Genomic DNA, 22,179 nt, shown 5'->3' on the forward strand with positions numbered 1-22,179 from the left:
CCTCTGTACTTTTTTGTACGGCTTAATCGGTTGATTCTTTGGCATCTTTCCAATTGCTATTTTCTTCAATCAATACGGTATCGGTTTGTTTTGTATCTGTAGTAGCATCGCTGTTATGTATAGGCATTATAATAATGCCGGCGATTAACAGTGAAAAAATTTTACGCATTGGTGGATCCTTAATCGATGATTTTAATAAACTGAAAATATTGTATAGATTAACACGGTTTAACGGCATATTTATATTTAGGTGTTTTGCACTGTTACGGTGCGCTAATGTGCGACTGCGCACACTATTGTTGCATTTATAACAATTCAGAAGATATTGAGTTGATTATAGATCGCTTAAAATGAGACGTCTATCGAACTGTATCGTTTGTTAATTCTATCAATTGGTATATTTATTGAACTGTTGTTGTTTGCTTTTTAGGTTGTTAAGTTGTGTCTGCTTGAAGGCGATTTTTTTGGTATCTAATTTGCTATTTGCTTCTCAAATTAAATAATCTTATGGGACAAAAAAATGGATTTAACAACCAAAGAGCGTCATTGGTTACCCCTATTTGGAGCAACTGGAAAGCTAGCAATGAAAAAAGCGTGTTGGCTGAACCGAGGACGAGAAGCGGCCTTAGCGAAAACATTTACCAGCATTGCTAATACACGTGTGCGTATTTTAGAATCTTGGGTTAATACACAGTGGCATTTTTTAGCAGATGCCGCGCTATATATTACTTCAAAAAATAACAGTGAATGGCCGAATGCTTTGCAGGCATTAGTAAAACGAAATAATGATTTATCTGAGTTATTTATCGTTTATGCGGATGGGAGTGTTGGAAGTTCAAGTTGTACTACATTTCAAGGGCGTCAAGTTGATCGCAAAATATTAGACAATGGCATGCAAGCGCCATTTTTACATGGTCCCTACATTGATCAACTAACGAAATCTATTGGGGCATCCAGTTCGTCTTTCCATGATGCGGTTACACTCATGTTCTATCAACCACTTAAAGTAGATGATGAAGTGATTGGTTGCCTCTGTGGCCGGGTACCTAATGATGTCATGGGAGATCTTATTCAGCGTGAAGCTGGGCATGTATATAGTGAATCGGGCGATAACTATATATTTATGGTTGACTCTAAACTTGATCCCTCCATTCAATCTGGCACTGCACTTTCACGCTCGCGATTTGAAGATAACACTTTTTCCCACGGGGAAAATCTAAAATCGGGTGTTACTACTCAGTGGGGGACCGTACGAGTCAATAACCATACTGAATTTGAGATTAGATTTACCGATCCTGCGACAAACAGCTGCATCCAGGTGTAAGAGAGACTATACGTAACGGTGAAAACCTTTATGTTAGCTATCCGGGATATTCTGATTATCGCCATATTCCAGTAATAGGAAAAGGGGTTACGTTTCAGTTACAGGGTTCACCTGATATATGGGGGATGATGTGTGAAGCTGATTTAGAAGAAGTCTATCGGCATCGTTCTTTAACCTACAAACTTGGTAAAAAGATTGCACTAGCAATGGCCTTCCCTGTATTAAGTAGCGTAATTGCGAATAGTCTATTTACGCTTTCTGCGATACAAGCTAATTCGCTGTTGTTGTTAACGTCATTAATTGGCATTGCTTGGTTAAGTTTCGCTGCAATCAAGCCCATCACCAAGCGACTACAACATATGATAGAAGTCATTCAAATGCTCGCAGAAGGGGAGGCTAATTTAAAACAACGTTTTGCGACTGGTGAGCTCAGTGCGGACGAATCAGGCGATTTGGGGCGTTGGATAAACAGTTTTATAGATAACCTCGATAATATGGTTCGTGAGATGATTCACGCTTCGAGTGAAGTTAATGAAGTGAGCGAATCTATGTTACGCCGTTGTAGCCGTGTCGATAGTGCGAGTAAGGCAATGGGCCATTCAATTGGATCGTTGTTGGAGTTATCAAGTGGACAACAGGATGAAATAGCCAATGCGACTATTTCTGCACAAATTATGCAGGAGCTGATGCGTGAAGAGGTGGCTAAATCACAGCAAGAATACGAACAGGCCGTGAGTACGACCGCTAAGATAAAAGAAATTGTATTAGCGTCAGCGCAAAGTGTTAATGATGTTAATGGGCAGATGAAAGAGATTGGTGCCATCGTCGGATTGATAACAGAAATTACCGAACAAACTAATTTACTTGCATTAAATGCTGCGATTGAAGCTGCACGAGCAGGTGAACATGGGCGGGGCTTTTCAGTGGTCGCTGATGAGGTACGTAATCTCGCGACTAAAACATCACAGGCAGCGAACCACATTGGTAATATAACTAAAAAACTAAGCCAGGAATCGGAAATGGCGGTGAAATATATGCAGCAAGGCGTTAAAAATGTAGATAAAGATGATTTTGCCTTAGACTCAGGTGAGCGTAGTTTACAGTTAAAACAAGCAGTTGAAAATATGTTCGAGACGATGAATCAAATTGCCAGTAATAGCCAGCAACATGGTACAACCGCAAAGGAGGCGCAAAACACTACTGCCACAATGGAAATATCATCTCAGCAATTGCTGCGTCGTACCACATTAGTAAAAAATGCCATTTTACGTTTGAACCAGTTAATTGGACGATTTGAGGTGTCAAAACAGGGCGCATAATATTAATCCCTTGCATCTTTTAACCTATTTAGGTGAGCAATAAATGGATGTTAGCATTGCACTGATTGCAGTAACCCGTTGCACAAATTGAACCATTAAGCACCAGGGAAAGCAGTTCACTGCAAGCTAGCATTTATTTAACAAATATGAATGAGTAGATAAAAAAAAGATTTGCTCTGCCTACGGAGTGTTATACCAATAGAAATAAATAGCTGATCTATTTTACTGGTTAAAATAACTTACTTTTTTGTTGTCAGTTTCGCAAAGAGAACAACCATTTTCGTCAACTTACGCCTCAAATTAAGATCACATACTTAATCCGATTGTATTAGCTCAAAATCAGTGCGGTGTTGTAACGCTAAAAGTGAAACCCCATTACCTATTGTGCTGTCTCGCGCCACTATTCGAAATGGCGTTTAACAAAACATTTCGCGTGAAATGGGGTTATTGTTCGTTGGATGGGGCGTTATATTTGTCTTTGTATTTAAACGGCTATGCCAGAGTAATTTAGTGAATGAATATCGTTTACAAAATATCCATCGTTATAAAATTTAGCTCGTGCAGGTGAAAACAGGTACCCCTGTACAAACTGTGCTCCGAACTCACTGCAACATCATACTGTTGCGGCGTTTCTATTCCCTCAAAAATTAGGACGATGCCTCTTTTTTTAGCGAAATTCGCAAAAACTTCAATTAAATCTTGGGTATAGTTGCTAACTAATGAGCGTTGAAATAACGCCATGTCTAGCTTGATGATATCAGGCTCAATTTCAAGCAAACGTTCTATTTGAGAAAAACCAGTACCAAAATCATCGATCGCGACTTGAATGCCCATTTCGCGATAGGAACGAACAAAATGGTTAATGAGATCTTTATCGCCATCATATTCGGTTAATTCTATGATAATCCGACTCGGATCAATACCGCACTCTTTAAGCATACTCAATGTTGGGACTTCATAGCTTTTAAGTTGCAGATGGGGGGCATGTAATGAAAACCATGAAGGTGATATATTTATCGATAAACGTGCATTGCCATCATAGGTTTTAAATTTCTCCAATGCTTTGTTTCTCACTTGTTTATCAAAGCATATTCGTTTATCAATGGGGAGGTTTTCAGATGAAAAAATACTACCAGCTGAAATGTAATTATTCTTATTATTTTTTATCCTTGCAAGGACCTCATTATAGGCGATTAAACCATTTTCAACATTGATGATAGGTTGGAAAAAGGGCTCTAAAATTAGCCCTGTGGTCTTGTTTTTTATCATTTATTGTTCTCAAAGCAGGCTTACCAGTAATACGCAGAGATTGTTCACTCATTGGTTAGGTTGGTAATATTATGCGACAAAATTGTTATGTTTATTCAATACTAGCAAGAATTAAACCAATAATGCTTTTCACTAACTTGTTGATATATATCGTTTAATATGATGCATTTAGGAAGCCAATATTTATTTGCTCAATGTTGGTGCTGAATGATAGCAATGAGGCATTATTATTGTGCTGTTAGCAAATGTGATTAGTGATAGATAAGGAGTTGAAACTAATCGTGTAATTGTGTACTGTTTGTAAATACAGTGCGTATCCGTTTAGTGGTGATTAATGAAGCTTTATATTGCAGAGAAACCGAGCCTTGCAAGAGCGATTGTAGATGCGTTGCCGAAACCTCATCGTAAAACTGAGGGGTGTATTCATGTTGGTAATGGCGATATTGTTAGTTGGTGTATTGGCCATCTATTAACACAGGTTGATCCTGAAGCATATAACGCTGATTTTAAACGATGGAAGTTTGAGCACTTGCCAATAATTCCAGAAAATTGGAAATTAAAATCCGTAACGCGAACAAGCAAACAATTAACACTTTTAAAAAAGCTCATCAAACAAGCGGACCAATTAGTTCATGTTGGCGATCCCGATCGAGAAGGGCAGCTTTTGGTCGATGAAGTGATCCATTTTAGTGGAACCAAAGGGAATAAATTAAAACAAGTTGAGCGTTGTTTAATTAATGATTTAACTATTAATGCAGTGAAACGATCACTACAAAACCTAAGATCAAATCAAGAATTTATTCCTTTATCTACATCCGCCCTGGCAAGGACAAGAGCTGATTGGCTATATGGATTAAACTTAACTCGCGTATATACCTTGCAGGCTCAAAAGTCAGGCTATCAAGGTGTGATTTCAGTTGGGCGAGTACAAACGCCCTTGTTAGGACTTGTTGTGAGGCGCGATAAGGAAATTGAAAACTTCGTGAGTAAACCTTTCTATGAGGTGGAAGCACATTTGATAACCGATCAGCAAAATGGATCAGAGTCCTTCACTGCGAAATGGAAACCGAGTGAGGCTTGTGCCAAATATCAAGATGTAGACGGCCGCGTGATTGTTAAAGGGCTAGCAGATAATGTCGCGCAACGAATATCTAAACAAGATGCCATTGTTAAAAGCTTTATAGCGAAGAATAAAAAACAGATAGCGCCTTTACCTTATAATCTTTCATCATTGCAAATAGATGCAGCTAGGCGTTATAACTATAGTGCTCAGCAAGTTTTAGATGTTTGTCAGGCGTTATATGAACGACACAAACTGATCACTTACCCTCGCTCTGATTCACGTTATCTGCCAAGAAATCACCACAGTCAAGCAAAGGCTGTCGTTCAGGCAATTGCTAAAAACGAACAATCGTTAATAGATGCAGTAAAGGGCGCTGATTTGGCGATTAAAGGGCGAGCTTGGAATGATGCCAAAGTTGATGCCCATCATGCAATTATTCCGACTGACACTAATAAGCCGTTAGGCAGCTTAGATGACATGTCACAGAATATTTATGATTTAATCGCGCGTCAATATTTAGCTCAATTTTACCCCGATTATAGTTATGCCGAGTGCGTCGCGGAAATTGAGATATGTAATGGTTTGTTTGTCAGCAAAGCCAAAGCAAAACTGCGTGACGGGTGGAAGGTGTTATTTAATATTCAAGATAAGGATACGTTTTTACCTAAATTATTAAAAGGGCAGCATTTATTCTGTAATAAGGGGGAAGTCATTGAAAAAAATACCAAACCGCCTTGTTCTTTCAATGATGCAACCCTGCTAGCAGCAATGAGTAATATTTCCCGTTTTGTTAAAAATGATAGTTTAAAGAAAATTCTTAAAGAGACCGATGGCTTAGGCACAGAAGCAACCCGTGCAGGTATTATTGAATTACTATTCAAACGTCAATTTTTAAAACGTAGTGGTAAAATAATTCAAGCAACGGAAGTGGGAATTAAATTAATAGAAAGTTTACCAGAGCAATTAACCTTGCCTGATATGACCGCAGAATGGGAAATGCAACTTAATGCAATTAGCGAGAAGCAACGGACTTATCATAGCTTTATGCAACCTTTACAGGCGCAATTAAATAGTCTCGTTGCCAATGCAATTATGGCTGGCCCACAGGGTTTAGTTAACTTAACAAATGGTGCTGATAATAACCTAAGATATGCTAGAAAAAAGGGGCGGAGGAGAACGGCTAACAAAAAAGTTAAAAAATTTAGCTGAGTATTACCCAACTAAATTAAAAACTGTCCCGAGCTACTTGAGAGTAAACGTCAGTAATAAAAGTCGTATCGACATGCTTGGTAAAAATTTAAGGGTAGTTATCTACATAACGATTTGATGACAAAGCAATGATAAATTATACGACATCTTCATCGATGATACGATGTTTTTCACCCACTAATAGAGCCTGTGAAGCCGTGCGAGCTTGGTCTGTATCGCCAGCCATAATCGCTTCATAAATTGCTCTATGCTCTTCGATGCATACGCCGCCGTCTTTTGATGAGTAGAGGATAAAGCTCATGAAAATAGTGGCTAATACATTGCCGAAAGGCAGATAGAAATCGTTACCAGTGGAAAGGAAAATTAAACGATGGAAATGCATATCCACCTCAGCCCACTTTTTATGATCAAAGTTTTTAGCAACCTCTTCCATCTTTTGAAATGTAGCAGAAAGCTCGATGCGTTGTTCTACTGTGGCGTTTTTCGCTGCTAATGCACAGGCTTCAGGCTCAATAGCTTTACGTAATCCTAGGAATTGACGATAGAAAACGGTTGAGTTTTCGATGCCATCCATCCATTCAAGTAGTTGAGGGTCAAGGAAATTCCAGTTATTTTTTTCAATAACGGTTGTACCAATTTTAGGTTTAGAGCGTAGCAAACCTTTAGATGTCAGTAATTTAATCGCTTCACGTAACGCAGTACGACTAATACCGAATTGTTCACATAAAGCCATCTCATTAGGAATTATTGAGCCTTGTGCTAATTCACCAGACAATATGCTACGTGCAATTGTACGCGCTACTTGCACGTGCAAACTACGTGTTGATCCTGAAATTGTAGTAAAGTTAGAAGAAGACATTTGTTCCCTTAATGTAAATTAGAAAAAGTATAACGGATACCAGAGCAAGAGGTAACGTGAGGTAATTGTTATACACTTTTACCGTGTTTATAAAGCAATTGTTGACTATTATACCAATCGGAGTAAATAGCTGATCTATTTTGCTGGTTAAAATAACTTACTTTATTGTTGTAAGTTTCGTAAAGGGAGCAACGATTAACAAAGCTTACGCCTAAAATTAAGCCATTTTTCCTGCGCAAAATTTAGATCACATACTTAATCCGATTGGTATTATATTAAAATTGCTTAATTAATACAATAATATGATAGTGTGGCACAGTTTGTAGTGTTACGGTTTTTTACAGGATAAATTAGCTAATACCTTGCTGAGTATATCACGGGGATTCAGTAGCTAAATGAGGTAAAACGTCTTGAAGTAATATAGATATAAGAGACAAACGCCTAACAAAATATCTTGAATTAAGACGCCTATAATAACAAGAAGAGGTTAAAATGAGTAAATTAAATCAACAATTAGCAGCACTAAAAATCATTCCTGTGATTGCGATTAATGATGCCGATGATGCAGTTACTTTGGCTAAGGTCCTCATCGAAAATGGTATGCCATGTGCTGAAATAACATTCCGCACACCAGCAGCAGCAGAGGCAATCCGTAATATACGGGAAGCCTATCCAGATATGTTGATTGGCTCTGGTACCATATTAACAACGGCACAAGTAGATCAGTCGATAGCCGCAGGCGTTGATTTTATAGTCAGCCCAGGCTTTAATCCAACAACAGTCAAATACTGTCAACAACGTAATGTACCAATAGTTCCGGGGGTGAACTCTCCAAGTCTAGTCGAACAGGCAATGGAGATGGGATTGCATACATTGAAATTTTTCCCGGCAGAACCCTCAGGTGGTGTTGCAATGCTAAAAGCATTGGCTGCGGTATATCCTGTTAAATTTATGCCTACAGGTGGTGTTACGCAAACCAATATCAACCAATATTTATCAATTTCTGCCGTGCTTGCTTGTGGCGGTACTTGGATGGTGCCAACAGATCTTATTGATAAGAAGCAGTGGGATGAATTAGCTGTATTAGTGAAAGCGGCAGTGGAAAGTGTAAGCTAATGCGAATTGGTATAATGTATGGTCAGCTAGGTTGTACTAATACTAATCTGCATCTAGATGCATCTGATGGATATTTATCACAGATAGGCATTATATTAACTATCTGTGATAAAAATAAACAATTTACAATTGTGGAGCATCGTAGTTATTGGGCTGATCACTATAAACAGAGACATTGTAATCAGCAACTAAGCCGCTATCTGATACACAGTGCGTTTCAAAAAAATCAACGATTTCTTGGCGTTGACAGTGTGCCTCAAAGCTGACTTTATCGCGCCAAATTTCATTAAATACAATAGGAAAACTCTGCCCCTGTGCAAAGTCATTGGGGATATGCCTAGTGACGGTATACTGAATACAGCCATCTTCACGATGGGCGTTAGGTTCGAGTGCCTGTAATACAGTAAAGAGTTCATCAAGTTTTCCCTCTTTAGGTTGAAACATGGCAATACAATAGATTTTTTGCGACATAATATCCTTCATTATTATAATAATTATTAATGGTTATACTTCTTCAACGGGCGCTACGGTTAATAGACCAACTTCCATCGCGATTATCTTAACTTCACTACCCGTGGGTAATGGTTGTTTAGCTTTTACTTGCCAATTAATCCCCGAATAATGATAAGTAATCGTCTGACCTGGTATTAATGGCTGAGTTAAAGCAAAGCGATGACCAATGATGTCATTATTAACCGTTTTTGAGCCAACCTTATTTTGCATTTGTTTCATTGGTTTCCAGCTAAGCAATGCCACGATGGTCGATATGATTGCCGACCATAATAAAGAATTAGGCACCGTATCAGGGATAATGGACATTGCCATTAAAGCACCGGTGACGATGGTGCCGATGCCAATGAAAAAAAGAACAAAGGTTGAAAAACCTAAGACAAGTACTTCAATAGCCAATAAAATAATACCAATAGTGACCAATACCTGTGGTAAATGTGAATAAATATATTCCATCATGCGCCTTTATTTAAGCTATTAATGATAGTCATTGCTTGTGCGACCACCGAAGCGGCATCATTGCCACTATCTGGTAGCAATACAACCGAGGATTCTTTAGCAATTGCGGCTTTCGCTTCAATTGCTTTGGTCGCTAAATCCAGTTGAATGGCTTTTTGTCCTTCGGTGGTATTGGCAGCTTCACCAACTTTACGCAATGCTTCGGCTTGAGCCTCTGCAACAGCAATAATGGCTTGTGCTTCACCCTGTGCTTTTAGCACCTGCTCTTCTTTTTCGGCTTCAGCATTTAGCACCACTGAACGTTTCTGACCTTCAGCAACGTTAATAGCTGCTTGTCTATCACCTTCTGATTCTAAGATTTGTGCTCGTTTAATACGTTCTGCTTTCATTTGTGTTTCCATCGCTTCCATAACGGTTTGCGGTGGAACAATATCTTTTATCTCATAACGTAGTACCTGAATTCCCCAAGGGCCAGAGGCATCATTAATCGCTGCAACGATATTAACATTGAGGACATCCCGTTCTTCAAAGGTTTTATCAAGTTCCATTTTTCCAAGTTCAGAACGCATCGTTGTCTGGGCTAATTGAGTAACCGCAAAGACATAATCATCAACACCATAACTCGCTTTATAGGGATCTAACACTCTGAAATAGAGAACACCATCAACACTTAATGAAATATTGTCTCTGGTGATGGCACTTTGGCTAGGTACATCGACGGCCTGCTCTTTCAAAGAACGATCAGAACCAATATGGTCAATAAATGGAATAATAAAATTTAATCCTGCTTCTCGGGTTGATTGATATTTACCAAAACGTTCAATTAAAAATGCTCTGTTTTGTGGTACAAAAATAATTGATGATTTGAGGATCACAATAACTAACACAAGGATTACAACTTCTACTCTGAATAAATATTGAAATAAAATGTCCATATTAAGTTCCGCTAGTAACAAGAAAGGGTTCTATGATAATAACGGGTTGTATGGGTAAAGGAAAACACAAAACGTGAGTTAGCGCAAAAATCATTGTTAAAGTGTATATTGACGTCTCATAGCTTATATAACAAATAATGGATATGATTATAGTTAAAAGAAATATCTTTTGGTACAGAGACTGTTTAACTCTAGACTCGTAACATTCTGATTATTTGATAATAATTAAAAGTTATGGGGTGCTTGACAGCTTACATTTGTATTTTTCAGCTATGATTATGTTTAAGTGTTAGTAATATATAAATGGAGTTAATTATATCATGCTAAACAGTTCCAATTGCGTCGTAACTTGTTTGCCCAATAGGCTGCAAAAATTCGTTTTGTTCTGCCTATTTTTGCCCATACTAATGGTTACATCTTCCTTTGTATATCCTGCTAGCGAAACCTCGACAGATGAAGAAAATTTGCACAGTTTGCATGATGATATCGATATTTTTCCAAACATCTCAGAAATCATTCCAACTTCCGTTAATTTGACGACTAACTTATCTGTTCAAACTTCATATTTTAATAAAAGAGAATACGATGATAGCGAGTTTACTTTCATAAAAATGAAGTATAAAGATATTGCAGGTAAGGTTGATAAGGTTTATAAGCAATTTAATTCATTAAAAAAAATTGATGAGAATAATTATCTAAAATATTTTGTATTAAAACAGTCATTAATTGATGAAATTGAGACCCTAAAAGAATTAAGTAAACCCTTAGCAAAATCGATACAACTTCTCGATAGTTGGAATGAAAATTGGTTGAAAGAGGGCGTACGTTGGCAACGCTGGCAGGAATATTACAGCCATCAAAACCCATCATCACAACTAACTACTCTCTTTAATTTAGCACTTGGCACCATTCATGATGGAAAACAACAAGTGATTCAACATATCGATCCTCTACTGTCATTACAAGTCGAAGGGGCTGCTATTCAAACAAAAATTAACATAATAACTCAAGAGATAACTTATCTTATTAAAGAGCTTCGAGTCGAGTCGTTATTTGATCAATCACCGCCATTTTATTCCCCCGTATATGTAGACCAATTCAAAACAGAAATGCTAGATAGCACATGGCAAGGGGTGAGCTTATCAACTTGGTTTAATATGCCATTTTTAGCAAGGCATGGTATTGCCTATTCAATTTTATCTATACTATTTGTCATTTGTGCCGTTATTATCAGAAATAATAGAGCAAATCTACTTGAGTCAAAAGAGTGGACATTTTTGGCCAAACGTCCTATCGCCAGTATCTTTTTTATTGGCAGTTTACTCAGTGGAATCCAACTTGAACTGTGGGAAGTGCCTAAAACAGTGGCACTAATTAATTCGATTGTTGGCGGAATAGCTTGTGCTAGGTTATTAGATTATATATTAAGTGAGCGTTGGTTAAAGCAAGCTGTATATAGTGTCATGATTGTCTATCCACTCACGGTGTTATTGATTGCAGCCGGTACACCTCCTCCAATTTTTAGGTTATATGTATTTATGGCTTCTATATTAGGATTGATTTTCTGTATACGTTGGAATAAAAAAAACTACAATAACCATCTCAATGGTAATGATAACGTCATATCGGCTGCTTTATATAATAAAATACTTCATTTCATGTCATTGTTGTTTTTACTCATTATCATTATCGAGTTTTTTGGCCAAGATGGCATTGCTACCTATTTGTTTAAATCGACTATTATCACGATGGCCATCATTGTGCCTATGCTGCTTTTTTTCTTTATTATACGTGGTGCAATGAAGTGGATTTTTAACTCTCCATTGGTATGGCAGATTAAATTAATACGTAATGATGCCAATGAATATGCTCGCCAAACTGGAATATTTATCGAAGTATTGATTATTTTCTTTTTTTTAATACCCGCCATACTGAGTAGTTGGCAATTATACCCAACATTAACAGATGCCATTTCCGGTATTATGGCGTTAGGCTTTAATATTGGAGAACTTAGAATTAGTTTAGGCTTGATTGTTGTTTCTACCTTAACTTTATTTGCAACCGTTTTTATTTCTAAAGTTATTCCGAAAATATTACTTGATGAATCAGTGAGTGGTAAATTGATTGAGCGTGGTGCGCGCACCTCGATAAGCCATTTATTACAATATTTCATCATCATTGTTGGCTTTTTAATTGCCGTTTCAATGATAGGATTTGATTTGACCAAGGTTACTATCATTTTAGGTGCATTAGGGGTAGGTATCGGTTTTGGTTTACAGGGAATCGTTAATAATTTTGTTTGTGGTTTAGTTTTATTATTTGAAAGACCATTGCGAGAAGGGGATACAATCGATATAAGTGATGGGTTATCAATGGGGGTGATAAAAAAAATCGGACTACGAGCAACGATAGTTCAAACCTTTGATAACGCCGATATGATTATTCCAAATGCTGACTTGATTAGTAATCAGGTAACTAACTGGACATTACAAAACCGGCAGGCGAGATTGTCAGTCCCTGTTGGTGTTGCCTATGGTAGTGATGTGGTATTGGTGAATACTATTTTGTTGGAGTGTGCAAAAAATCATCAAGCCGTACTTAAATCACCCCCACCCTATATTTTATTTATGGATCTTGGTGATAGTTCGTTGAATTTTCAATTACGAGTGTGGCTTGCTGACGCGGATGAGCGTATTACTGTACGTAGTGATTTATACCATGACATTGTTAATAAATTTGCTGAAGAAAATATTGAGATACCATTTCCACAACGCGATCTGCACCTACGTAGTGTAGATTTGGATGTATTTAAAAACCTACAAAAACCAATATCGTGAAATTGGAAACAGTTTGAAGAAAAAAAGATCGGTAAAAGTGAGAGGGTAGTTAAGCGAATCGATGCGGTGATAATTTACCATCAATTCGCTTAGCTTAGCAAAGGCGCTACTTATCTGCACGCCCCATAAATTTATGCTCGACTGTATTTATTTTGATTCTTTCACCCGAAGAAATGTGCTCAGGTACTTGTACAACAAGACCCGTTGTCATTGTTGCAGGTTTTGTGCGTGCACTTGCTGAAGCCCCTTTAATTGATGGTGCTGTCTCAACGATTTCAAGTTCAACACTCGAAGGTAATTCAATACCAACAGGTGAACCACTGATTAGGACAACTTGTATACCCTGGGTGTTTTCATCAACAAATAGTGCTTCATCGGCAATACTCTCTTTATTTAGATTGTAAGGTGTGTAGTCCTCGTTATCCATAAATACATATTCGTCACCATCTAAGTATGAAAACATAGCATTACGACGAACAAGATCCGCTAATGTTAACATTTCACTATCTTTGAATGTTTCATCTGTTTTAGAACCAGAAATAACATCGTACATACGCATACGATATAAACTACCGCCAGCACGGCCTTGCGGTACAGAACGTTCAATATCTTTAATGATATATACGCGGTTATTAAATTCTATTGCCGTATTTTTTTTAACTTCACTTGCCTTAGGCATGTTGTGTTCCTTATTTGGATATTTGATGGTTGAAAACTATCTAATTTAAAGCTGAAATAGGGCTAGATACAACGAGCAGGCTTAGGCAAACCTGCAATCTTGGTCGCTTGTTTTGCTGGGCCGTTGGGAAATAATCGATATAAATAACGACTACTTATTTTCTCTTTACCATATTTAATTTCTAATGCCTTTACCAATGCACGAATCGCAGGAGAGGTATTAAATTCTAAGTAAAATTCACGTACAAAATAGATGACTTGCCAATGTTCGTCTGTGAGAGAAATATTTTCTTCTTGTGCAATAAAATTTGCCAGAGATTCAGACCATAACGTGTAGTCCAATAAATATCCCTGAGAATCTGTTGCATATTCTTGACCGTTAAAATACAAGTTATGTTCCTAATTTGCCGATTTACTATTGAAATTGAGTTGCTGTAAAAGAAGTTGTATATCTAATGCAGTAAAAGCGATTAAACGTAACTGTTCGACGATTAAAAGCTCTTCACCGTTAAAATCAATCTTATACTCTTCAAATTTTTCAATAGTATCATTGATTTCGTTCGTATCAAGCAGTTCGATTTTATTTGCTCGATTTATCTGTAAATAGGTGGCATTAACGAGGTTTTGCAAGGCAATATTGTCTTGATAATTATCCATTTTATGGCGATGCGAAGCGAGTGCCGCAATATAGGAAACCAAGGCATCACATCTATTTGCCAATGCATAGGCTTCTTTGTGTAATTTTTGTTTTGAATTAGGCTCAATGAGCATGCTTTGCCAAGCTGTTGTTAACATAGCATCGCTATTAAATGTTTCAAATCGCGTGATCCGGTAATTCAGATTTTCACTGCGGCCATATTGATATTGATCACTGACTTGCTTGAAGTAACGTTCACTATAAGTTAATAATTGATTAACTAAGGCCGGAAAGCGTAAAAATTGCCAGTCTGGAAAAATAAAGGAAATAGCCATCAAACTAAGTATACAACCGAGTAAAGTTTCTCCAATTCTCGCGGGTAATATGACCATACCAGCCCCGTTGAGTAGGTTGAAAATAAACATAACAAAGAGAGTAATAAATATAACGGCTAACCCATAATTGGTACGTAAATAGTTAAAGAACAAAAAGGCAGATAAGAGTAAAAGAATGACTTGAGCCCAACTACTCTCTATGAACATGATAATTGGGTAACAAATTAATATACCGAGTAGGGTGCCGATAGTGCGCTGAACAAGGCGCTTACGTGTTTCGCTGAAACTTGGCTGGCAAACGAAAAGCACGGTGAGTAGAAGCCAAAAGCCATGTGTTAAACTAAATTGATATTGTAATATGTAGGCAATTGATAGACATATACTAATTCGCATTGCATGTTTAAAGGTCATGTTGCTGGGTTTTAGTGCATTAGAAAAGGTTTTTCTGATACCCAATTTTTCAGCTGTTACCATATCCACAGGTACAACGGTTGTTTGTATAGAATTGTCTTGTTGTGCTTTACTAATTTCTTTTAATAAATGACTGATTTCAGAAATATTATCAAATATGGTTTGTAAAGCTTGCATTGCTTCACTCTCTTTTTTAGTGAGGCGATCCTGTTGTTGTAGTAGATGTAGCTGATCTGACAGCGCTCTGACATTCCATTTTAAACGGCGACTGTGTTGATAATTTTTTTTATCGGTAATGGAGAGACCTAATTGATAGCAGTCTTCACTGAGCTGCAATAAAAGCTGGTGATAACCTTCTAAAATCTGACTTTTACCAAATTGACTCTCTAATTGACTATAGGAGTATTGGCTGGCACAAATTCGCTCATGAATTTGTTCAGCGACAAAATATAAGTAATTTAGGCGATTAAGCTCTTCTTGTTTATGAGAAATCTGAAAACGTGATTGAATAATATTTTTAGAGTTTACTAAACGCGCCATAATGGAAATGTTTATCAGTGCTAACTGCTGGCGAATCGCAAAAATATCAGAACGCTTACGGCCTTCCGATTCATTAAATAACATCGCTTTTTGAAGTTGATAACGGCTTAACGTAAAGAATAGTTGTGCTAATTGCACTCTTAATGATTGATAGGGGCTACAAATATTCCAGATGATTGAAAAAAAACCATACCATAATGCACCCAGACTGAAATATAAGGGTTGTATATACCAACTTGTCTCTGTTTGGTAACCAATCATCGTATAAATGGCAATTAAGACAGCGCCAAAACCGATTTTGTTATAATGCGTTCCATAGACAGCTAACATCATAAAGGTGAAACTGGATAAAAATAATCCTATGGCAAACAAAATAGGATAGGGCATAAGTAATTCAATACTGGTAGAGGCGATAAAAAAACAACCAGCAATAGTAACAATAAATTTTCCTCTACCTTTATAGTTATCATCCGTTTCTACTATGGCACTTGCCATTACACCTAAACAAAGATAAATCGATAGCGTTAATGTCTGTTGATTAAAAATATTTTCTAAACTAGGCTCTATTGCTGGGATAAAGGTGATAGCCATTGCTATTAATACCCTAACCCTGCATGTATATTTGTATCGGATATTAATTTACGTAACAGCGAGTTTAAAAAATAATTTGAGTTAGATGTCTGCATCGATTAATTGTGTGAATCCATTAATTATTGAAAGAGGGTACTAGCATAGAAACAAAAATTAAAAGATCGTTGCTCATAAACTATTCATAGATGCTAGATTATTGAATTTTAACCTTTAGCTATACAATAGAAAAGATAAATTACAGTGTTATGATTAATGTGACATATCCGTATTGTTTTGCGACAATAGCGACCCAACATTTTATTTTTAGAGAGTTTAATAATGTCTGCTCAAATCATTGATGGAAAAGCGATTGCAGCCGCGATTACAGATAAAGTTGCCCACGGTGTTCAAGCTCGTGTTATGAAGGGACTGCGAGCGCCTGGTTTAGCCGTTATCTTAGTGGGAGGAGATCCTGCCTCTCAGATATATGTACAAAGTAAACGACGTACTTGTGAAAAGGTCGGCTTTAAGTCCAAAGCGTACGACCTGCCTGTCACCACGACCCAAGAAGCGTTATTAACACTTATTGATCAATTAAATAAAGATAAAGAGATAGATGGCATTTTAGTGCAATTTCCATTACCAGAAGGGTTGGATGAGACACAAGTTATTGAACGTATTCATCCACATAAAGATGTTGATGGCTTTCATCCCTATAATGTGGGTCGCCTTGCTCAACGTATTCCACTGCTACGTTCCTGTACGCCACGGGGTATGATCAGCATGATTGAATATATTGGCGTTGATATTAAAGGTAAACATGCCGTTGTTGTTGGTGCATCGAATATTGTCGGACGACCAATGACTTTAGAATTATTACTTGCTGGATGCACAACAACGTGTTGCCATCGTTTTACAGAAGATTTACAGCAATACGTTAAACAAGCCGATATTCTAGTGGTTGCTCGCGGCAAGGCGAATTTCATTCCCGGTGAATGGATAAAAGAGGGGGCCATTGTACTTGATGTAGGTATTAATCGTTTAGAAAATGGAACAATTGCAGGTGATGTGGACTTTGAAAGCGCCAAACAGCGTGCAGCTTGGATTTCTCCGGTACCAGGTGGTGTTGGACCGATGACCGTCGCAACGCTTATTGAAAATACCTTACTCGCCTGTGAAAAATTTCACAGTTAATAGTATCCAGATAGATAGTAACCAAGAAAAAGAGCTGCGGCTCTTTTTTTATACCCGTTATTTTAATACCAACCAGCATAAGTATCTGATCTATCTTGTTGGTTAAAATAATAAGAGTGAGGACAAGATTTTTTTGGTAAAAAAAAGCCCACGTTACGACGCAGGCTTCATTTTATCTATATGCGAGTTTCTTATTTAGAAACGTGTGCAATTAAATCTAGAACTTTGTTTGAATAACCGATTTCGTTATCGTACCAAGATACTAGTTTAACGAATTTGTCAGTTAGAGCAACACCAGCTGCAGCGTCAAATACTGAAGTTTGAGTTTCACCGATGAAATCTTGAGAAACAACAGCTTCGTCTGTGTAACCTAAAACGCCAGCCATTTCATTTTCAGAAGCGCGTTTCATTTCTGCACAGATTTCTGCGTAAGTAGCAGGAGTTTTTAGGTTAACAGTTAAGTCAACAACAGAAACGTCAGCAGTTGGTACACGGAAAGCCATACCAGTTAGAAGACCGTCAAGCTCAGGTAATACTTTACCTACTGCTTTAGCTGCACCAGTTGAAGATGGGATGATGTTTTGAGAAGCACCACGGCCGCCGCGCCAATCTTTATGAGAAGGACCGTCAACAGTTTTTTGAGTTGCTGTTGTTGCGTGAACTGTAGTCATTAGACCAGACTCAATACCCCATTTGTCGTTAAGTACTTTAGCGATTGGAGCAAGACAGTTAGTAGTACAAGAAGCGTTAGAAACGATATCTTGACCTGCATATTTCTCAGCATTAACACCCATAACGAACATAGGAACGTCGCCAGAAGGACCAGTTAGAACAACTTTTTTAGCGCCAGCTGTGATGTGTTTACGAGCAGTTTCGTCAGTTAAGAAAAGACCAGTACCTTCAGCAACAACTTCAACGCCTACTTCATCCCATTTTAGATCTTCTGGGTTACGCTCAGCAGTTACACGAACAGTTTTTCCGTTAACAACTAGGTTACCGTCTTTAACTTCAACAGTACCGTTAAAACGACCGTGAGTTGAGTCATATTTAAGCATGTAAGCCATGTATTCAACATCGATTAAGTCATTGATTGCAACAACTTCTATATCAGTACGTTCACATGCTGCGCGGAATACGAAACGGCCGATACGACCGAAGCCGTTAATACCTACTTTAATTGTCATTTTTTTGATCCTTATGGATAGTTGATTTTGAAACTTGGCTTCATTATAGTTCTCAAAAATAGCATTAACTTGATATGAGTCAAGTTAATGTGGTTGAGTCATTATTTTTGAGAGCTATGAAACACCAAATTGTAATTTAATTACCATGTTGCTTAAAAATAAAGCAATCAAATAGTTAATTACGCTGCTATTTTATGTTCTAAGCGTTAGAAAAGAAAGCTAAACAGTTTGATAACGGCAATATAAGTCAGATATTGATGGAGGATGCCGAGAATTTAATCAAGTTAGTTTAGCGGATTATATTCTTAAGTTATTCATTTATCGTTATTTAGGCGCAATTTCACACAGTCGATAACAATTTCTACCCGCTTCTTTGGCTAAGTATAATTGTTCATCGGCGATTTTTAAGGCTTCTTCAACACTACTATCGACATCAGGAGTGAGGCAACATATTCCCACGCTAGTAGTTATATAATTTACATTTTTATTATACTCATGAACTATATTTTGGGATTTTAAGTTTTCTTGAAAACGTTCTACGACTTTGATTGTCCCTTCTTTATCCGTATTCGCTAAGCACATAATAAACTCTTCGCCACCAAAACGTCCGACAACATCCTCTGGGCGCATTGCAGAATTTTCCATGATCCGTGCAACTTCTTGTAATACTTCATCACCACGTAGGTGGCCATAATTATCGTTATACATCTTAAAGCAATCTATATCGAATAATACAAATGAGATTGGCAATGAATACCGTAAACAATTTTTCCAATGGGTTGTAGTAAAGCGGTCGATCCCCCTGCGATTTAATAATCCCGTCAGAGGATCTTCTATCGATAGTGATTCCAAGCGATCATTTTCATTTTTTATAAGTTGTAATTCTCTAATCGTCTCTTTTAGTTCTTCAGCCTGTTGTTTAATTAAACAAAATTGTTCAAAAAGATCCTTAAACAACTGGACTTTGCTACGTAAAACAATCGGATCGATTGGTTTCATCATGTAATCTATCGCACCGACTTCATAGCCCCTAAAAATAGCCGTTTCTTCTTTACTATATGCAGTAACAAAAATGATAGGTGTTGTTTTAGTTTTACTGATACTTCTTAGTACTTCTGCGGTTTCAAAGCCGTCCATGACCGGCATTTGTACATCGAGTAAAATAAGGGCAAAGGAGTGTACTGCACATAATGCTAATGCTTCCTCTCCGGAGTTTGCTGAAACTAAGTCAACATCACTTCCGGCAAGGATACTTTCAATGACAAAAATATTTTCTTGTATATCATCAACGACTAAAATTTTTATTTTATCTTTCTTTATCATTGCTGATCCTGCTTTTGTATTTTCAATTTTGTTGATAGTAATGCGCTTATTTCTGTCAAACATAACACACTGTTCGGGGTTAATAATCTCAACGCACTTTCAGGCATTTCTTTTGCGTAAGCTTCTGTTGGCGATTGTATGATGGTGTAGCCCCCATGATTTTTAATAGCAAGTAGTCCCTTCGCACCATCGCAATTAGCACCAGTTAACAACACACCAATTAACGTATCCCTGAATGCATCAGCCGCTGTTTCGAATAAAACGTCAATGGCTGGACGTGAAAAATTGACCTTTTCATCTCCGGATAATGAAAAAGTGTAATCTTTCTCAATTAAGAGATGATAATTGGGTGGGGCAATATAAATACGGCCCGGTAATATTTTTTCTTTATCCTGTACTTGTTGCACTAACATTGTTGCTTTTTCATTGAGAATATTAGCCAATTTACTATCATAATTAGGACTTAAATGCTGTACCACGATTACAGGAATAGTTAATTCTGTTAATTGTGCAAAGAGATAACTAAGCGCCTCTAATCCTCCTGCGGAGGTACCAATTACGATTGCCTGATATTGATGAGTCATCACAAATGTTTATTCATTTTTTGGTATGTTGGCATTTTATTGTCAATGGTGCTGTATTTAGGATAAATATCCGCATATTTAAGTGTCTCTTGGGAACCAAGACAAAGTACGCCATTATTAATTAAACTTTTATCAAACAGCTTAAATACTCTATTTTGTAGTTTGTTATTAAAATAGATGAGTACATTGCGACACACTATTAAATGCATTTCTGCAAAATCGCCATCGGATACAAGGTTATGGTGCGCAAAAATAATGTTTTCTTGTAAGTTAGAATTTAAAATAATTGATTTTCCATCGGTAATAAAATAGTCAGAAAAATCTTCCTTACCGCCCGCAGCAATATAGTTTTTTGAGTAACTTTTCATGATCCCAATCGGGAATATTGCTTCCTTCGCCACATTCAATATTTTATCATTGAAATCAGTGGCATAGATTTGAGCTCAATCATAGAGTCCTTCTTCTTTTAGTAAAATAGCCATCGAGTAAACTTCTTCACCGGAAGAGCAACCCGCATGCCATATTTTTATTTTCGGATAGGTTTTTAGAATTGGAACGATTTCGTTTCTGAGCATTTGAAAGAAACTAGGATCTCTAAACAACTCCGTTACATTGATGGAGAAGTCCGATAATACCCGCTCAAGGTAACCCGGTTGATGAAATAGTAGGTGTTGTAACTGTGATATCGAATCAAGCGAATCGGTAACCACGCGTGCTAGCAAACGGCGTTTTAGATGCGCTTTAGAATAGTTTCTAAAGTCATAACCAAATTGACGATATAGACCTTCGATTAGAAGGTCTAACTCGATATCTTGAACATCGATATTAGGCATCATGCTAACCACACTTTTAATACGGATAATAGTTTCTCTGTATCTATGGGTTTAGTGATATAGTCATTTGCGCCAATTTCTAAACATTTTAAACGCTCATTTTGCATTGCTTTAGCGGTTAATACGATAATAGGCACATCCTTACCTTTTGGTAAATGACGAATTTTTTCAATGGCTTGATAACCATCAACTTTCGGCATCATAATGTCCATTAAAATAATATCAACATGTTGGCCAGCTGCGATAAAATCAATAGACTCTTGTCCATTTTCAGCAATATCAACCTGTACGTCGAATGTTTCTAATAAACTTTTCATGGCAAATATATTTCGTTCATCATCATCGACAACTAAAAATCGTTTTCCTTTTAATAGGTTAACGTTTTCCGATGAAGGCAAATCGGTAAGCTCATCATCGCTTTTATGATTTAATTGATGTAAAAATAATGATATTTCATCTTTTAATCTATTAATACTTTTCGGACTTTTTAAAACAATAGTATTCGACAGGCTGCCAAAAGTTTGCATTTCAGCGTCACTGAGCACTTGATCGGAATAGATAATTACAGGCGTATTTTTATGTTCACTAAAGAGTCTTAAAAACGCCGCATTTTCAGTTGCATAAAGCAACTTATCGACAACCATACAGCCGACTGGTTCATCTTTTAATAAGCTTAGTGCTGATTGGACGGTTAACTCTTTCATTACCTTAAGCTGTCCAAGTTTACTAAAGTTATCAAAATTCTCGTTGCCACATTCACCGACGATTAATAGTGTTTGTGCATTTTCTTGAACATTATTTTCAATAGTCGCTAAGGTTTTATAGATGGTTTTTATATCGACTGGTTTCTTTAAGAAACCGATAACGTTATTAGGCAAATTTTCTTCTTTGATATTGTCTTGGCCACTGATGATATGTACCAATGCATTTTTAGTTGCTTCCATAACCTGTAATTTTTCAGCAACGAGATCGCCACTCATATCCGGTAAA

The 22,179-nt window shown here is 37.2% G+C and carries 19 protein-coding genes and 1 pseudogene; 6 read left to right on the plus strand and 14 right to left on the minus strand.

Annotated elements, in window-relative coordinates; translation table 11 throughout:
- Positions 1-22: 22 nt before the first annotated feature.
- Positions 23-169: a hypothetical protein gene (locus AB2N10_RS05200; RefSeq protein WP_369434424.1), complete on the minus strand. Its 147-nt coding sequence runs from the start codon at positions 167-169 to the stop codon at positions 23-25.
- A 351-nt stretch (positions 170-520) separates the two neighbouring features.
- On the opposite strand from AB2N10_RS05200, the gene AB2N10_RS05205 reads away from it, so the two are divergent.
- Both AB2N10_RS05205 and AB2N10_RS05210 read left to right on the plus strand, forming a co-directional pair.
- A complete protein-coding gene (locus AB2N10_RS05205; RefSeq protein ID WP_369434425.1) occupies positions 521-1,324 on the plus strand; it encodes a hypothetical protein in 804 nt (267 codons plus the stop codon).
- A 125-nt stretch (positions 1,325-1,449) separates the two neighbouring features.
- Positions 1,450-2,643 carry a methyl-accepting chemotaxis protein gene (locus AB2N10_RS05210; RefSeq protein WP_369434426.1) on the plus strand — a complete coding sequence of 398 codons (1,194 nt, stop codon included), beginning with the start codon at positions 1,450-1,452 and terminating at the stop codon, positions 2,641-2,643.
- A gap of 525 nt (positions 2,644-3,168) precedes the next feature.
- Here AB2N10_RS05210 and AB2N10_RS05215 read toward each other — a convergent pair.
- Positions 3,169-3,912 carry an EAL domain-containing protein gene (locus AB2N10_RS05215; RefSeq protein ID WP_369434427.1) on the minus strand — a complete coding sequence of 248 codons (744 nt, stop codon included), beginning with the start codon at positions 3,910-3,912 and terminating at the stop codon, positions 3,169-3,171.
- A 334-nt stretch (positions 3,913-4,246) separates the two neighbouring features.
- Here AB2N10_RS05215 and AB2N10_RS05220 point away from each other — a divergent pair, with 334 nt between their 5' ends.
- Entirely contained in the window at positions 4,247-6,184 is a 1,938-nt protein-coding gene (locus tag AB2N10_RS05220) for a DNA topoisomerase III (protein ID WP_369434428.1), read from the plus strand.
- Between the two features lie 136 nt (positions 6,185-6,320).
- On the opposite strand, the gene AB2N10_RS05225 is transcribed toward AB2N10_RS05220, so the two are convergent.
- Positions 6,321-7,043, minus strand: a complete 723-nt coding sequence (locus AB2N10_RS05225) for a FadR/GntR family transcriptional regulator (RefSeq protein WP_354625766.1) — start codon at positions 7,041-7,043, stop codon at positions 6,321-6,323.
- 492 nt (positions 7,044-7,535) lie between these two features.
- Between AB2N10_RS05225 and AB2N10_RS05230 the strand changes: the two genes are divergently transcribed.
- Entirely contained in the window at positions 7,536-8,159 is a 624-nt protein-coding gene (locus AB2N10_RS05230; RefSeq protein ID WP_369434429.1) for a bifunctional 4-hydroxy-2-oxoglutarate aldolase/2-dehydro-3-deoxy-phosphogluconate aldolase, read from the plus strand.
- Positions 8,160-8,282: 123 nt separating this feature from the next.
- Here AB2N10_RS05230 and AB2N10_RS05235 read toward each other — a convergent pair whose 3' ends face one another.
- From AB2N10_RS05235 to AB2N10_RS05245, 3 genes are read right to left on the minus strand one after another with little or no spacing between them, the layout of a single operon-like run.
- Positions 8,283-8,630 (minus strand): antibiotic biosynthesis monooxygenase, encoded by a 348-nt coding sequence (locus tag AB2N10_RS05235; protein ID WP_354625769.1) that lies wholly within the window; start codon positions 8,628-8,630, stop codon positions 8,283-8,285.
- Between the two features lie 33 nt (positions 8,631-8,663).
- On the minus strand, positions 8,664-9,128 hold the full coding sequence (locus AB2N10_RS05240) for an NfeD family protein (protein WP_369434430.1): 465 nt from the start codon (positions 9,126-9,128) through the stop codon (positions 8,664-8,666).
- On the minus strand, positions 9,125-10,063 hold the full coding sequence (locus AB2N10_RS05245; RefSeq protein ID WP_369434431.1) for an SPFH domain-containing protein: 939 nt from the start codon (positions 10,061-10,063) through the stop codon (positions 9,125-9,127). The genes AB2N10_RS05240 and AB2N10_RS05245 overlap by 4 nt, the downstream gene beginning before the upstream one ends.
- Before the next feature lie 407 nt (positions 10,064-10,470).
- Between AB2N10_RS05245 and AB2N10_RS05250 the strand changes: the two genes are divergently transcribed.
- Positions 10,471-12,900: a mechanosensitive ion channel family protein gene (locus AB2N10_RS05250; RefSeq protein WP_369434432.1), complete on the plus strand. Its 2,430-nt coding sequence runs from the start codon at positions 10,471-10,473 to the stop codon at positions 12,898-12,900.
- A 106-nt stretch (positions 12,901-13,006) separates the two neighbouring features.
- Here the strand turns inward: AB2N10_RS05250 and yeiP are convergent, their stop codons facing one another.
- The 3 genes from yeiP to yccS form a co-directional block, all read right to left on the minus strand.
- Positions 13,007-13,579: an elongation factor P-like protein YeiP gene (gene yeiP / locus AB2N10_RS05255; RefSeq protein ID WP_354625773.1), complete on the minus strand. Its 573-nt coding sequence runs from the start codon at positions 13,577-13,579 to the stop codon at positions 13,007-13,009.
- A gap of 62 nt (positions 13,580-13,641) precedes the next feature.
- Positions 13,642-13,968, minus strand: a complete 327-nt coding sequence (locus tag AB2N10_RS05260) for a TusE/DsrC/DsvC family sulfur relay protein (RefSeq protein WP_369434433.1) — start codon at positions 13,966-13,968, stop codon at positions 13,642-13,644.
- Positions 13,969-13,977: 9 nt separating this feature from the next.
- Positions 13,978-16,092, minus strand: a complete 2,115-nt coding sequence (gene yccS / locus AB2N10_RS05265) for a YccS family putative transporter (RefSeq protein ID WP_369434434.1) — start codon at positions 16,090-16,092, stop codon at positions 13,978-13,980.
- A gap of 318 nt (positions 16,093-16,410) precedes the next feature.
- Here yccS and folD point away from each other — a divergent pair, with 318 nt between their 5' ends.
- Positions 16,411-17,265, plus strand: coding sequence for a bifunctional methylenetetrahydrofolate dehydrogenase/methenyltetrahydrofolate cyclohydrolase FolD (gene folD / locus AB2N10_RS05270; protein WP_354625776.1), 855 nt, complete (start codon positions 16,411-16,413; stop codon positions 17,263-17,265).
- 191 nt (positions 17,266-17,456) lie between these two features.
- On the opposite strand, the gene gap is transcribed toward folD, so the two are convergent.
- The 5 genes and pseudogenes from gap to AB2N10_RS05295 form a co-directional block, all read right to left on the minus strand.
- Positions 17,457-18,449, minus strand: coding sequence for a type I glyceraldehyde-3-phosphate dehydrogenase (gene gap, locus AB2N10_RS05275; protein WP_354625777.1), 993 nt, complete (start codon positions 18,447-18,449; stop codon positions 17,457-17,459).
- A gap of 324 nt (positions 18,450-18,773) precedes the next feature.
- Positions 18,774-19,772 (minus strand): diguanylate cyclase, encoded by a 999-nt coding sequence (locus AB2N10_RS05280; RefSeq protein ID WP_354625778.1) that lies wholly within the window; start codon positions 19,770-19,772, stop codon positions 18,774-18,776.
- Positions 19,769-20,356 carry a chemotaxis protein CheB gene (locus tag AB2N10_RS05285; protein WP_354625834.1) on the minus strand — a complete coding sequence of 196 codons (588 nt, stop codon included), beginning with the start codon at positions 20,354-20,356 and terminating at the stop codon, positions 19,769-19,771. The genes AB2N10_RS05280 and AB2N10_RS05285 overlap by 4 nt, the downstream gene beginning before the upstream one ends.
- A pseudogene (locus AB2N10_RS05290) lies at positions 20,356-21,192 on the minus strand (protein-glutamate O-methyltransferase CheR). Before AB2N10_RS05290 ends, AB2N10_RS05285 begins: the two are co-directional and overlap by 1 nt.
- On the minus strand, positions 21,189-22,169 hold the full coding sequence (locus tag AB2N10_RS05295; RefSeq protein WP_369434435.1) for a response regulator: 981 nt from the start codon (positions 22,167-22,169) through the stop codon (positions 21,189-21,191). Before AB2N10_RS05295 ends, AB2N10_RS05290 begins: the two are co-directional and overlap by 4 nt.
- Positions 22,170-22,179: the final 10 nt, after the last annotated feature.

This window comes from Psychromonas sp. MME1 (genome assembly GCF_041080865.1).
In the GTDB taxonomy this organism is placed as follows: domain Bacteria; phylum Pseudomonadota; class Gammaproteobacteria; order Enterobacterales; family Psychromonadaceae; genus Psychromonas.

Coding starts and splice junctions, on each gene's coding strand:
- AB2N10_RS05245 (WP_369434431.1), bottom strand. CDS start 10,063: ATGGACATTTTATTTCAATATTTATTCAGAGTAGAAGTTGTAATCCTT.
- gap (WP_354625777.1), bottom strand. CDS start 18,449: ATGACAATTAAAGTAGGTATTAACGGCTTCGGTCGTATCGGCCGTTTC.
- AB2N10_RS05280 (WP_354625778.1), bottom strand. CDS start 19,772: ATGATAAAGAAAGATAAAATAAAAATTTTAGTCGTTGATGATATACAA.
- AB2N10_RS05220 (WP_369434428.1), top strand. CDS start 4,247: ATGAAGCTTTATATTGCAGAGAAACCGAGCCTTGCAAGAGCGATTGTA.
- AB2N10_RS05230 (WP_369434429.1), top strand. CDS start 7,536: ATGAGTAAATTAAATCAACAATTAGCAGCACTAAAAATCATTCCTGTG.
- AB2N10_RS05225 (WP_354625766.1), bottom strand. CDS start 7,043: ATGTCTTCTTCTAACTTTACTACAATTTCAGGATCAACACGTAGTTTG.
- AB2N10_RS05205 (WP_369434425.1), top strand. CDS start 521: ATGGATTTAACAACCAAAGAGCGTCATTGGTTACCCCTATTTGGAGCA.
- AB2N10_RS05200 (WP_369434424.1), bottom strand. CDS start 169: ATGCGTAAAATTTTTTCACTGTTAATCGCCGGCATTATTATAATGCCT.
- AB2N10_RS05285 (WP_354625834.1), bottom strand. CDS start 20,356: ATGACTCATCAATATCAGGCAATCGTAATTGGTACCTCCGCAGGAGGA.
- folD (WP_354625776.1), top strand. CDS start 16,411: ATGTCTGCTCAAATCATTGATGGAAAAGCGATTGCAGCCGCGATTACA.
- AB2N10_RS05215 (WP_369434427.1), bottom strand. CDS start 3,912: ATGATAAAAAACAAGACCACAGGGCTAATTTTAGAGCCCTTTTTCCAA.
- AB2N10_RS05250 (WP_369434432.1), top strand. CDS start 10,471: ATGGTTACATCTTCCTTTGTATATCCTGCTAGCGAAACCTCGACAGAT.
- yeiP (WP_354625773.1), bottom strand. CDS start 13,579: ATGCCTAAGGCAAGTGAAGTTAAAAAAAATACGGCAATAGAATTTAAT.
- AB2N10_RS05240 (WP_369434430.1), bottom strand. CDS start 9,128: ATGATGGAATATATTTATTCACATTTACCACAGGTATTGGTCACTATT.
- yccS (WP_369434434.1), bottom strand. CDS start 16,092: ATGGCTATCACCTTTATCCCAGCAATAGAGCCTAGTTTAGAAAATATT.
- AB2N10_RS05295 (WP_369434435.1), bottom strand. CDS start 22,169: ATGAGTGGCGATCTCGTTGCTGAAAAATTACAGGTTATGGAAGCAACT.
- AB2N10_RS05210 (WP_369434426.1), top strand. CDS start 1,450: ATGATGTGTGAAGCTGATTTAGAAGAAGTCTATCGGCATCGTTCTTTA.
- AB2N10_RS05235 (WP_354625769.1), bottom strand. CDS start 8,630: ATGTCGCAAAAAATCTATTGTATTGCCATGTTTCAACCTAAAGAGGGA.